The following is an 11,078-nucleotide window of genomic DNA, read 5'->3' as shown; positions in this document are numbered from 1 at the left end:
CAGAGGCGACCTCTTTCATGTCACCTCCTTTGGATAGAACACTAAAAGTGCTCCTAGGACGAACCAGGTTTTGTCAATCCGACAATGAGATTGAAATATCCGGTCTCAGCCTATGTCGATCATTCTGCTGTTTCCAGCTGGACCGCGCAATGTGTTCCCCATCCTTGCCCGAGCCGGGCCAACATAGAAGCCCGCCAGATGGGGCGGCCACCATGCGCCAATTGCACCGGTTGGTGAGACTGATAAGTTGGGCCATGGCCGAAAATCGCGACATTCCCCAGCAATTTCACATTGGCGAAACTCCTGGCTGGTCTGTGAACCACCGTATACATTCGTCGCTCCCCGGCTACCTTATGATCAGTTCGAAAACGTTCACCAACGACCTGAGTGATTTGTCCAGCGAAACGTTATGCTCGCTGGGCCAGCTGTTCGCTAAGGTTCAGGATGCTTTGAAACGCGTCTTAAATGCCGAGCGGGTTTACATCGGTCGCTACGGGCACACACCGGGCTATCCGATCCATTTCCATATCATTCCGATATATGCGTGGGTTGAGGAGCTTTTCTGGAGCGACGATCGCTACCGGCTGCTCGAAACCTTTGCGGACGGCCCCGGCGAGACGCCTACCGATGGGGCGGAAATGACGCTGTTCGTCTGGCGCGAGTTTTGTGAACGAAGAGAGCCGCCGCCAATCAAAGGCCCTTCGGTGGATGAGGCCATTAACCTCTTACGCCGTGCTATCCAACGTTCGTGAGGTTGGATGTCCGCGACCAGCGATCCGAAAGATCGCGACGCGCTTTGGGCCTGAGCCTGCTCGCCTACTTCGCTTTCTTGGCTACCGCGGCAGGGGGCGCAACGAGTGCGAATTCCTTCATTTCATCGAGCGAAAGATAATAGAGCCTGTCGGGCGGCGTCTCCATGGCGTGGATCCAGAGGTCGGGCTTGATTCCCATGTCGTCAAGATGGTGGGTGACATCAGCCGTGGTGCGCTGCACCTCCGACATGGCGCGTTCGGGCGAAAGCTTTTCGCCGGTGCCATTGAAGACCTGATGCACGCCGATGATGGCATCCTTCTCTGCCGTGCGCACGACACCGCCCGCCATGACGATCGGGCAGGAGGAGACACATAGCGCCCCGTCGGCGACGGTAGTCGCGATCTTGCGTTCGCGGATGAGCGTGGAGATGGCGATCGCGTCGCCAATCGATCCGCCCGGCGAGTCGAGCGAGACTGTTTTGATATACTCGCCACGGGCCTTGATCTCGGCGTCGAAACGCACGGCCGCGCCCGGTTCGATCGTGCCCTGTGCGAGCAGTACGCCGCCCGCCTGCAACTCGAAGCGGATCGGCTTTTTCAGTAACTCAGGGTCGGTCGTCACCTCAACCGGGGCGGCCTGTGGCTTGCCTTCGGTGAGCGCCGGTGGAAGCATGGGCAAGGCGCCCGGTATCATAGGGTCGTAGGCAGGCATGTTGGCGTTGTTGGAGCCGATGTCATGCCAGTCGACGACAACGAAGATTGCCGCCGTTGCGAGCAGGGCGTGGAACGCATGCCGCATCAGCGTGCCGTCATCGGCGGAGAGCAGATAATCCTTCAGCCTTTGCCCCGCCGTTTCCAGTCTCATGCCGGCGGCCCTTTGCGGGGTCCCTTGCCGGAAAGATCGAAGCTCGCAATGTTCGACTGATCGGCCGGTTCGGTGCGCTCCGCTGCATCCATGGCGGCTTCGATGTCGACGCCGTGCCGCCGGACCTCGCGTTGTACCTCCAGCGCTTGCAGGAGTTCGGCCGCGGTGATGCGTTCGGCGAAGGGCAGGCGCTGTTCCTGACGGCGGAGCGTCGAATGGACGATCGACAGCATGAAGATCAGCACCGCCGGCAGGATGTCGATCGAGATGGCGCCGGCCCAGCTCGGGATGAAATCACCGGCATAGCGCAGCACGGCTTCGGCAGAGGAGAGCGGCACGAACCGCCGCTCGGCCACCGGCTTGCGCTCGAGGATCTGGTCGGCCGCCTGCGAAAGGACCTTGGATTGCGCCGCGACCGAGGATCGGATCGTCTCCATGACCTGGTCCTGCCTTGTGGCTAGATCCGCCTGGCGTCCATCCGCCACCGGCGCGATGAAGCCGAGCGACAGGTCTTCCGCCGCGCGCTTGACCGAGGGCGCGATCGAGGTCTGCTCCAGCGAGGTGATCACACCGGAGAGGCCAACGACCTCGGCCGAGAATTGATCGGCGCGCGGGTTGATCGCACCCGGCGCGGAAACCAGCGTGCGCATGGTCTCGAGATGCTTTCTTCCCTCGTCGAACAGCGTCGTCACGCGCTCGCGCGAGGCGTTGATGCCGTTTTCCAGCTCGGTCAGCTGCGAGGCCATCTGCGACAGAAGCTGAACGACGCTGCCGGCTCCGGTCGTTCCGGTCAGCGCGCCCGTCTCCCGCTCCTGGTCGGCAAGGCGCTGGAAACGTTCCTGCGTGCGCTGGATGTCGGGAAGCAGGCTCTGCGCGGCGAGCGCATTCTGGTGTGCCTGGTCGAGATCGGCGGTGTAGTCCTCGAGCGTTTCGGCCAAATGCTGTTCGAGCGCCGCCGAGCCGGCGAGCGCGGCCGCGTTCAGCCAGCTCGACATGGCGATGATCATCGCGCAGCCGAGCGCCATGACCCCAAGCATCGCCGTGCGTCCGGCAGTCCCCGTCACATGCGGATAGAAGCGGGCCATGTAGGTCCAGAAGGCGTAGATCGCCACCGAAACGGCGCTGGAATAGATGAGGGCTGCGAAGAATACAGCGGCTGCCGACCCGTCGAGGATGCTTCGCACGCCGAGATAAGTGTAGACGCCGGAGGCGAGCGCCAGGATCGCGAACGCGAAACGGGTCATGGCCTCGACGGCTTCGACGCCGTCCTGCAAGCGATGCGATGTGCCGAGTGCCATGGTCTCCTCCGGGCTAGCCCCTTAAGAAACCGCTACAATACAGGCAAAAGCAAGGTTTGGCACCGGGCAGGCCGACGGCGCCAAACCTGATCTCGTTCGGCCGCTTATTCGGCTGGCGCAATGTGGGTCGATTCGGCCTCGAAAGCCGCCCCACCGGTCGCGCGCAGCGACTTTTCGGAGATGTCGATCATCGGCGAGAAGCTGGCGGCCGGCATGCGGGCCTCGTCGCGTTCATCGGGGCCAGCCGCCCGTGACGCGCCTCCCACCCGTTCGCTGCGTGCGACTTCCAACTGCCCCGTCAGGATGGCACGCTCGGCGCGCAGCTGCCGGATTTCGGACTTGGCGATCTCCAGGCTGGTGCGTAGCTGGCCGATTTCGTAGCGATCGGAATCCATACGCGTGTCGATATCGCGACGCAGCGCATCGGCATCCCGGTCGCGGCGCACGCGCAGGCCCTCGGCTTCACGCAGCTTCAGCGTCAGCTCGTTGGTCTGCGTGGCGAGTTCGCGGCGGGCTGCCTCGCTCTCGGCGCCGCTCGTGCGCGCCCGCTGCAGTTCCTCGGCAAGGCGCTCCGAGCGGGAGAGGGAGGTGGCGAGTTCCGATTTGATGCGCTTGAGATCGGCGCGTGCCGCCTGCAGGTCCTCGTCCGTCATCTTGTTGCGGCCATTCGCGGTGATGAGAAGCTTCTCGACGAGTTCGGCCTTGGAGCCGATCGCTTCGTGCTTCGTCGTCAGGTGCGCGATCTCAGTGCCGAGGATGCCTGAAGGGTCTCATGCTCGACCTCGAGCCGCTTGTGCCGTTCCTCGAAGAGGGAGAGGTCCTGCTTCAGGTTGGCAACGGCCATCTGCAGGTTGCGCACCTGCGCTTCCTGCTCGGTGAAGCTGGACTTCAGATGGCTGCGTTCCTCGTTGAGGCGGGCCATCTCGCGGGCCTGGATGCCGTTCTCGCGACGCGAGGCTTCGATCAGCAGCTGGTGCGCCGTCGCCTCGTTGTCGAGTTTCTCACGCGTGGCCGAGAGTTCGCGGCTGCGCTGGTCGAGCTCCGTCTGGGCGCGTTTCAGCAGCGTCGAGGCCTCGTCGAACTGGATGGCACGATCCGTCAGCTCACGCTCGGCGTCGAGCAGCCGGTTTTCGATGATCGTGAATTCCTCGCGGGTGACCTGATGAATGCCTTGAAGTTTCGTCAGCTCGTCGCGGAATGCTTCGATCTCGGAGCGAAGCTGCGTGTTGTCGGCGCGAACATCCTTGTTTTCGGCGGTCAGGCGAACGTTGTCCTGGTCCGCCTTCCGGCGCGCGTTGCTTTCATAGTCGAGAAGCGAGCTGATGCGCGCACATTCGGCGCGGAGCGCACCGGTCTCATTCAGCGACTGGCTGTGCGTACCGAGCAGCGAGGAAACGCGCTCCTGCAGCGATGAGAGGCTCGACAGCAAGTCTTCCGACGTCCGCTGGTTTTCCTCCAGCGCCGAGCCGAAGGCGGCAAAGTCGTTGACGTCAGGGATTGCGTAGCGCAACGGCTCTTCGGCCGCCGGACGCTGATCGGTTATTGATGCGGGTCGGTATCCCGTGGGCAGCGATCTGCTGCCGTCTTCTGCGCGACGAAAAAAGCTCATGACCATGACTTATGCCCCAAAAGTACCTGTCAAACGCCGGCGAAATATGGATTTCAGCCAATTAAGCTTATCGAAAATTGCCTTGATTCCGTAAACGCGTGCTGTGCGTGCATCTAGAAACGGCTATGTGTAGGTGTCAAAATACGCAACATCACAATCAACAGGTTTGACGGGCGGAGCTGTGTCGTTTGCGCAACAGCGACTGACGACCTTATTCCTCGGGCAGAATCCGGATGTCATCAGCTTCCAGTTCGCTGCCCAGCTCGACCTCTTTCGTCTGTTTGTCGTAGACGCAGAAATAGCTGACGAAGCCGTTCGCACCCTTCGGCTTGCCTGTCACCAAAGCGATGCCAAAGTGTTCGCTGCCGAACGGATCGACGACGGCATGCGGAAACTCGATCGAGGCGCGCGCCGCTTGCTTGCACTTGCCCTCGACCTCGGTTGCGAACTCCTGCCAGGCATCGCCCGAGGAGGCGCGGGCCGCTCCTGCTGCACCGATCACGATGGCAAGTGTGCAAAAGCGGATTTTATTCCTCAGCATATGAAAAGCCTCGTCTTCCTGCTGTTGTGAAAGGCGCCCATGATCAGCGATTTAGGGCTGGAAAGCCAAGTCCTTGGCGGAGGCAATTTTTCCTCTCCGGCCGTCTTTTTTGATATTTCGCCGGTTGCCTCTCCATGCTTGCGCTCCTATGTTCCGCCTCACCTGCCGATTACGCAAACTATTGCCAAAGGAGACCCGCAATGGCTTTTGAATTGCCCGAACTTCCCTATGACTACGAAGCGCTGCAGCCCTTCATGTCGAAGGAAACCCTGGAATTCCATCACGATAAGCACCACAAGGCTTATGTCGACAACGGCAACAAGCTCGCGGCGGAGGCAGGCCTTTCCGACCTCTCGCTCGAAGACGTCGTAAAGAAGTCTTTCGGCACCAATGCCGGTCTCTTCAACAATGCTGCCCAGCACTATAACCACGTCCACTTCTGGAAGTGGATGAAGAAGGGCGGCGGCGGCAACAAGCTGCCGAGCAAGCTCGAAGCTGCTATCAGCTCCGATCTCGGGGGCTACGACAAGTTCAAGGCCGATTTCATTGCCGCCGGCACGACGCAGTTCGGCTCCGGCTGGGCATGGGTTTCCGTCAAGAACGGCAAGCTTGAAATCTCCAAGACCCCGAACGGCGAAAACCCGCTGGTGCACGGCGCAACCCCGATCCTCGGCGTCGACGTGTGGGAACACTCCTACTACATCGACTACCGCAACGCGCGTCCGAAGTACCTCGAAGCCTTCGTCGACAGCCTGATCAACTGGGACTACGTCCTGGAGCGCTACGAAGCCGCTGCCAAGTAAGCAGTTCGCAAGAACAAGATGTCGGCACCCGGCGCCTTGAAACGCCGGGTGTTTTCGTTTCGACGACCGTCACAAGCCTGTCATGCCGCGCGCCTAAAGCGCTGGCATGACATATCTTTCCGATCTTCCTATTCTCCGCTTCGGCGTCGTCGCAGATCCGCAATACGCAGCAAGGGCGCCGCATCTCGGCATGAACCGCCACTATGCCAGGAGCCTTGCCAAGCCGGCGGAGGCGATCGAGGTCTTCAATGGCGAGGAGCTGAGCTTCGTCATCACGCTTGGAGACATCATTGACCGAGATTTCGAGAGCTTCGATGATATTCTGCCGGTCTACGACAGCCTGAGGCACGAGAATTTCTTCCTGCTCGGCAATCATGATTTTTCCGTTACTGCCGACCGGCTGGCCGACGTTGCCAGCCGGGTCGGCCTGGCGTCGCCCTATTACAGCTTCATCAGGCAGGGCTGGCGGTTTATTGTTCTGAACGGCAACGAGGTGAGCACGTTTGCGCCGCCGCTTGGGCATCCGTATCGGGAGATAGCCGCCCAGCGGCTGGCCGAGCTCAGGGGTGCTGGCGCCATCAACGCGCAGGACTGGAATGCCATGCCGAGCGACGAGCAGTTCGCTTGGCTTTCCGACGAGATCAAGGACGCCGGCGCCGCAGGCGAGCGCGTCATCGTCATGAACCATTATCCGGTGTATCCGCCGAACGAGCACGACAGCTGGGATCGCGAACGCATCGTCACGCTTCTGACGGCGCATGACAATGTCGCTGCCTATTTCAGCGGCCACAACCACGCAGGCAATTTCGGCACGCTCGACGGATGCCATTTCCTGAATTTCAAGGGCATGGTCGATACCGAGACCGAGAATACCTTCGCCATCGTGGAGATCTGGGCCGACCGCATCGAAGTCCGCGGCTTCGGACGCGAGGGCAGCCGGACACTAAAGCTTCGCTGGCCGCCGTGACTATCGCCGGCTCTTTGTCCCGCCAATCGCTACTCTTGGGCGGGCCGGTAAAACGCATCCGCCTTCCACCGCTCGGAATACTTTCTCCGCCCGCTCAGCCAGGTCGTCCGGATTGAAGAGCTGTGTCCGGTAGGCGGCCTGCGCCAGCTCGGTTTCCGATCGCATCACCTTCTTTATGCCCTTCGGCGTCTCGCCCTTTCAGTTCGGCCCGGCGATCAGGAAGCTCCCGCCGTCATTCCCGGTCGCGCGGGTGCCGATATAGTCGAAATTGAAGTTATAGGCGTCGATCAGCTGGATACGGAAATACCGATCCTTCTCGATCGGCGGCACTGTCAGCACCATCGGTTCGGCTCGGAGGTCCAGGCCGAGCATCGAATAGGGTGTATCCGAATTCGGCGTCTGGACCGCTGCGTCGGCCGGCGTTCACACGCGCGCGATGTTGACCAGATGGTTCCAGGGGCCTTTACTCAGAGTTTTTGGTGTGGACGAAATAGGCGTATTGGACGGTGGCTGTCGACCATCGGGAAGCCGTAGATATAGGCTCCCTTGGCAATCGCGCGTGCCTCGGTCTCGCTGATATTGGCGGAAATACCCTTCGCGGGATAGAGGCTAGCGAAACCGGTCGCCAGGATCAGTCCTTTGGTGAATTCGCGTTTCGTGAGTTGCATGGCTGCTGCTCCCATTGCTTCGATCCAAGACCCGTTGATCTGCAAATCCGCGGAGCAGCTTTGCGCAAAAGTCGGCTAGCTGGAAGCACGTTGCAGTAACATTGGCTGTAAGTGGTCAACCGGCCGGCAACGGGAGAATCCAATCGCTCTTTCAAGCCCCTAACGTCTCGGAAGTTCCTTGAACTTTATCATATGGCGTCCATTTCCCTTCGATCGAAACTCATCGAAGCGTGCTTCGGCTCTTGAAGATCGCGACCTACAACGTCAACGGCGTGAACGGACGCCTGGAACTCCTTCTTCGCTGGCTGAAGGAGGATAAGCCTGACGTCGTTTGCCTGCAGGAGCTGAAAACCGAAGATGCCCGGTTTCCACGCGGCGCACTCGAGCGGGCTGGCTACGGCGCGATCTGGCACGGACAGAAGAGCTGGAACGGCGTCGCGATCCTTTCGAAGGGCGCGACGCCGATCCTGACGCGGCGCGGTCTTCCCGGCGATCGTGATGACACGCACAGCCGCTACATCGAGGCGGCCATCGACGGTATCCTCATTGGATGCCTCTATCTTCCGAACGGAAATCCTGCACCCGGGCCGAAATTCGACTACAAGCTCCGCTGGTTCCGACGGCTCCATGAATATGCCGCCGAACTGCACGAGCTCGACATTCCTGTCCTCCTCGCCGGCGATTTCAACGTCATGCCGACGGAAATTGACGTCTACAAGCCGGAGCGCTGGCTGGACGACGCCCTCTTTCGGCCGGAAATCCGCAAGGCCTATGCTGACCTTGTCGCACAGGGCTGGACCGACGCCATAAGGCATCTGCATCCGAACGAGCGCATCTATACCTTCTGGAAGTACTGGCGAAACTCGTTCGAGCGCGACGCTGGCCTTCGGATCGATCATCTACTGCTCAGCCCGACGGTTGCCCCGTGGCTGAGGTCGGCGAGCGTACGTAGGAAGCCGAGGAGTTGGGAACATACAAGCGACCACGCTCCCGTGATGATCGAACTCGACATCCCTCTATCAGAGGATAACGAATGAAATACGAGCGATGAATTCGGAAGGAGCGGAAGATGGATGCCGACCTCGATGCGATGTCGCGCAATGAATTGATCGCGGAAGTGAAGCGCCTTCGCGACGCGATCAGAGAACACCGGGATGCCACAGGTCACAACCTTTGTTGGCACCATCCCCAACTCTGGGACATGCTGCCGGAAAAGCTCAATCCTGACATTGCGGTCCCGCCCTGGCCGAAGTTCCTGCGAGGTTGCGTCCGCTATCGCGAAAGTTTGGATCGGCAGAGGCCCGACGCGCCGGTCCTGGACGAAGAGTTCGAAACGTGACTGCACCTAAGCACACGCGGATCTCTGGGCTGAGGGCGGGAAACACTGCCCCGTTGCACCGATCTAGGCGGCCGTAACCATCGGTAGCTCTTTCCGCTCCATAGCAGCGCGCTCTACTTACCCGTCGCGGCTGCCGGCGGGTTCGTCCATCCGCTCGTCCAGAGTTGCCGCAAACGGTCGCCGTCGCCTCGGAAATAGGCGTCGGCCGTCTCGCAATGCTCGACACGGTCGCTGCGGAAATTGCGGATCGCCTGGCGCAGCTCGCACCAGGCGACAATGTTTGCGGTTTGCGAGTAGTAGATGAGCGCAATCGGCTGGATCCTACGTTCCGTCGCGCGGCCGAGTTCGTCGCGGTAGTCGAGCATCAGCTTCTGCTCGTCGCGTATGGCGCGGCGAACCAGACCAAGATCGAGTCCAGCCGGAGATTGGGCAACCGATCCCCAGGCATAGAGCGCTTTTCGTTCCATCGCCTGACGCAGCAGCGCCGGCACGGCCCCAGCGATCTTCTGGTTGACGCTCTTGGCCGCCCGTTTCAGCTCCTCGTCGCCGGTGCGCTCGAGCAGCGCCAGCGACAACACGATCGCCTCCATTTCCTCGACCGAGAACATTAGCGGCGGCAGGTCGAAGCCCGGCCGCATGATGTAGCCGATACCGCGGCCGCCCTCGATCGGGACGCGCATCGCCTGCAAGGCGGCGATGTCGCGATAGATCGAGCGCACCGTCACCTCGAGCGTCTCCGCCATGGCCGCCGCCGTCATCGGCCTGCTCGCCAATCGCAGGATCTGGATGATCTCGAAAAGCCGTGAGGCCTTGCGCATCTTTTGCCTCCTTGGGCCTAGGCTCCTGACAATACACTGTCAGTTGGGCCATCGTATAGCTCTTCCTATCAAATTGAAAATCAACAAGGTCCCGGAAATCGACCTTGAATTGGATAGCGGGCAACTGACATGACTTACAGCGAAAATCTCTGGCTCTACTTCACGCTTCTCTTCGGTATCATCATCGTCCCGGGCATGGATATGCTGTTCGTGCTGGCCAATTCGCTGACCGGCGGCAGGCGCACTGGCATCGCCGCGACCGCCGGCATCATGGCAGGCGGGGCGGTGCACTCGCTCTATGGCGCGATCGGGGTCGGCGTGCTCGCCGTCCTCTTGCCGATGCTGTTCAACCCGCTGCTTTTTGCCGGTGCAGCCTACATGGCCTGGATCGGCTGCACGCTGATGCGCAGCTCGATCACCGTCGATAGCGTCGGGCCCGGCGGCCTGCGCTCGGGTTGGCGGGCTTTTCGCCAGGGTGCCGCAACCTGCTTGATGAACCCCAAGGCGTATCTGTTCATGATCGCTGTCTATCCGCAGTTTCTGAAGCCGGTCTACGGGCCAATCTGGGCACAGGGTCTCGTCATGGGCTTCATGACCATGGCGACCCAGGCCGCTGTCTATGGCACCCTGGCGCTGACGGCGGCGCGAAGCCGCACGATATTGGTGTCCAATCCGAAGGCGACAATCCTCGTCGGGCGGATCGCCGGCGCGCTCCTGATCGCCGTTTCGATCCTCACCGCATGGCACGGCTGGCGCGCCGCGGTATGAGGCGCGAATACGAAACGAATTAGAACTCCGTTTTTCCTGAAATCTCACCCACTTGTTACTTTTTGAGGCGAAAAAATTTGCCATGATGCCGCCCGTCTGCCGAAGCGCCGGGCTTCGCGGACCTTGCTATCAAAGAGGAGTGGAGACATGAGACTGAAAGCTATAGCCGCGGCAGTGCTTGTCGCCGGTCTGGGGGTCGTAGGCGTTGCCATTGCAGCGGAGGAAGGCACGCACGACGCGCGCTCCGCGCTGATGAAGAAAGTTGGCGGCGCGGCGGGCGCCATGGTGGCGATCGCCAAGGGCGAAAAGCCCTATGACGCAGAGGTGGTCAAGGCTTCCCTGACGACGATCTCGGAGACCGCGAAGGTATTCCCGGATCAGTTCAAGCCTGGGACCGAAAAGGGGGACAAGGCGGCAAGCCCGAAGATCTGGGAAGATCCAGCGGACTTCAAGGCCCGTGCGGCGAAGCTTTCGGCGGATGCCAGCACGGTCCTCGCGCAGCTTCCGGCCGACCCGGCCGCTGTCGGCGCCGCAATGAAGACGCTTGGCGCCAATTGCGGCGGCTGTCACGAGAAATTCCGCATAAAGACCGACTAACGATCCTGGCATTTCAGTCAAACGATCCGCAGCAGCCTTGCCGCTGGTGCGGA

General features: G+C 60.9%; 13 protein-coding genes and 1 pseudogene. 7 read left to right on the top strand and 7 right to left on the bottom strand.

Annotated features, from left to right (window positions below):
• The first annotated feature begins 254 nt into the window (after positions 1 to 254).
• Positions 255 to 752, top strand: coding sequence for an HIT family protein (locus K9B32_RS22735; RefSeq protein ID WP_224566231.1), 498 nt, complete (start codon positions 255 to 257; stop codon positions 750 to 752).
• Between the two features lie 64 nt (positions 753 to 816).
• Here K9B32_RS22735 and K9B32_RS22730 read toward each other — a convergent pair whose 3' ends face one another.
• From K9B32_RS22730 to K9B32_RS22710, 5 genes are all read right to left on the bottom strand, one after another.
• Positions 817 to 1,617: an ATP-dependent Clp protease proteolytic subunit gene (locus tag K9B32_RS22730; protein ID WP_224566229.1), complete on the bottom strand. Its 801-nt coding sequence runs from the start codon at positions 1,615 to 1,617 to the stop codon at positions 817 to 819.
• Positions 1,614 to 2,915, bottom strand: a complete 1,302-nt coding sequence (locus tag K9B32_RS22725; protein WP_224566227.1) for a hypothetical protein — start codon at positions 2,913 to 2,915, stop codon at positions 1,614 to 1,616. Before K9B32_RS22725 ends, K9B32_RS22730 begins: the two co-directional genes overlap by 4 nt.
• A gap of 104 nt (positions 2,916 to 3,019) precedes the next feature.
• Positions 3,020 to 3,568: a hypothetical protein gene (locus K9B32_RS22720; protein ID WP_224566225.1), complete on the bottom strand. Its 549-nt coding sequence runs from the start codon at positions 3,566 to 3,568 to the stop codon at positions 3,020 to 3,022.
• A gap of 77 nt (positions 3,569 to 3,645) precedes the next feature.
• Positions 3,646 to 4,425 carry a hypothetical protein gene (locus K9B32_RS22715; RefSeq protein ID WP_224566223.1) on the bottom strand — a complete coding sequence of 260 codons (780 nt, stop codon included), beginning with the start codon at positions 4,423 to 4,425 and terminating at the stop codon, positions 3,646 to 3,648.
• A gap of 310 nt (positions 4,426 to 4,735) precedes the next feature.
• Positions 4,736 to 5,065 (bottom strand): hypothetical protein, encoded by a 330-nt coding sequence (locus K9B32_RS22710; protein WP_224566221.1) that lies wholly within the window; start codon positions 5,063 to 5,065, stop codon positions 4,736 to 4,738.
• Between the two features lie 200 nt (positions 5,066 to 5,265).
• On the opposite strand from K9B32_RS22710, the gene K9B32_RS22705 reads away from it, so the two are divergent.
• Both K9B32_RS22705 and K9B32_RS22700 read left to right on the top strand, forming a co-directional pair.
• On the top strand, positions 5,266 to 5,868 hold the full coding sequence (locus K9B32_RS22705) for a superoxide dismutase (protein WP_037117267.1): 603 nt from the start codon (positions 5,266 to 5,268) through the stop codon (positions 5,866 to 5,868).
• A gap of 106 nt (positions 5,869 to 5,974) precedes the next feature.
• On the top strand, positions 5,975 to 6,835 hold the full coding sequence (locus K9B32_RS22700; RefSeq protein ID WP_224566219.1) for a metallophosphoesterase: 861 nt from the start codon (positions 5,975 to 5,977) through the stop codon (positions 6,833 to 6,835).
• Positions 6,836 to 6,934: 99 nt separating this feature from the next.
• Here K9B32_RS22700 and K9B32_RS22695 read toward each other — a convergent pair.
• A pseudogene (locus K9B32_RS22695) lies at positions 6,935 to 7,503 on the bottom strand (DUF1254 domain-containing protein); the annotation flags it as partial.
• Positions 7,504 to 7,745: 242 nt separating this feature from the next.
• On the opposite strand from K9B32_RS22695, the gene xth reads away from it, so the two are divergent.
• Positions 7,746 to 8,540: an exodeoxyribonuclease III gene (gene xth / locus K9B32_RS22690; RefSeq protein ID WP_224566240.1), complete on the top strand. Its 795-nt coding sequence runs from the start codon at positions 7,746 to 7,748 to the stop codon at positions 8,538 to 8,540.
• 32 nt (positions 8,541 to 8,572) lie between these two features.
• Positions 8,573 to 8,842, top strand: coding sequence for a hypothetical protein (locus K9B32_RS22685; RefSeq protein ID WP_224566217.1), 270 nt, complete (start codon positions 8,573 to 8,575; stop codon positions 8,840 to 8,842).
• Positions 8,843 to 8,955: 113 nt separating this feature from the next.
• On the opposite strand, the gene K9B32_RS22680 is transcribed toward K9B32_RS22685, so the two are convergent.
• Positions 8,956 to 9,660: a helix-turn-helix transcriptional regulator gene (locus K9B32_RS22680; protein ID WP_224566214.1), complete on the bottom strand. Its 705-nt coding sequence runs from the start codon at positions 9,658 to 9,660 to the stop codon at positions 8,956 to 8,958.
• Positions 9,661 to 9,789: 129 nt separating this feature from the next.
• Between K9B32_RS22680 and K9B32_RS22675 the strand changes: the two genes are divergently transcribed.
• Both K9B32_RS22675 and K9B32_RS22670 read left to right on the top strand, forming a co-directional pair.
• On the top strand, positions 9,790 to 10,428 hold the full coding sequence (locus K9B32_RS22675; protein WP_224566212.1) for a LysE family translocator: 639 nt from the start codon (positions 9,790 to 9,792) through the stop codon (positions 10,426 to 10,428).
• 147 nt (positions 10,429 to 10,575) lie between these two features.
• Positions 10,576 to 11,025, top strand: a complete 450-nt coding sequence (locus K9B32_RS22670; protein WP_224566210.1) for a c-type cytochrome — start codon at positions 10,576 to 10,578, stop codon at positions 11,023 to 11,025.
• The last annotated feature ends 53 nt before the right edge of the window (positions 11,026 to 11,078 follow it).

The organism is Rhizobium sp. 3T7 (genome assembly GCF_020166565.1).
In the GTDB taxonomy this organism is placed as follows: Bacteria; Pseudomonadota; Alphaproteobacteria; order Rhizobiales; family Rhizobiaceae; genus Rhizobium.
The sequence above is the reverse complement of the archived record's forward strand: the minus strand, read 5'-3'. Positions and strand labels throughout refer to the sequence as shown.

Bases quoted from the DNA above. Each gene is read 5' to 3' on its own strand.
- K9B32_RS22735 (WP_224566231.1), top strand. From the start codon at position 255: ATGGCCGAAAATCGCGACATTCCCCAGCAATTTCACATTGGCGAAACT.
- K9B32_RS22700 (WP_224566219.1), top strand. From the start codon at position 5,975: ATGACATATCTTTCCGATCTTCCTATTCTCCGCTTCGGCGTCGTCGCA.
- K9B32_RS22675 (WP_224566212.1), top strand. From the start codon at position 9,790: ATGACTTACAGCGAAAATCTCTGGCTCTACTTCACGCTTCTCTTCGGT.
- K9B32_RS22670 (WP_224566210.1), top strand. From the start codon at position 10,576: ATGAGACTGAAAGCTATAGCCGCGGCAGTGCTTGTCGCCGGTCTGGGG.
- K9B32_RS22710 (WP_224566221.1), bottom strand. From the start codon at position 5,065: ATGCTGAGGAATAAAATCCGCTTTTGCACACTTGCCATCGTGATCGGT.
- K9B32_RS22720 (WP_224566225.1), bottom strand. From the start codon at position 3,568: ATGACGGACGAGGACCTGCAGGCGGCACGCGCCGATCTCAAGCGCATC.
- K9B32_RS22705 (WP_037117267.1), top strand. From the start codon at position 5,266: ATGGCTTTTGAATTGCCCGAACTTCCCTATGACTACGAAGCGCTGCAG.
- K9B32_RS22685 (WP_224566217.1), top strand. From the start codon at position 8,573: ATGGATGCCGACCTCGATGCGATGTCGCGCAATGAATTGATCGCGGAA.
- K9B32_RS22725 (WP_224566227.1), bottom strand. From the start codon at position 2,915: ATGGCACTCGGCACATCGCATCGCTTGCAGGACGGCGTCGAAGCCGTC.
- K9B32_RS22680 (WP_224566214.1), bottom strand. From the start codon at position 9,660: ATGCGCAAGGCCTCACGGCTTTTCGAGATCATCCAGATCCTGCGATTG.
- K9B32_RS22730 (WP_224566229.1), bottom strand. From the start codon at position 1,617: ATGAGACTGGAAACGGCGGGGCAAAGGCTGAAGGATTATCTGCTCTCC.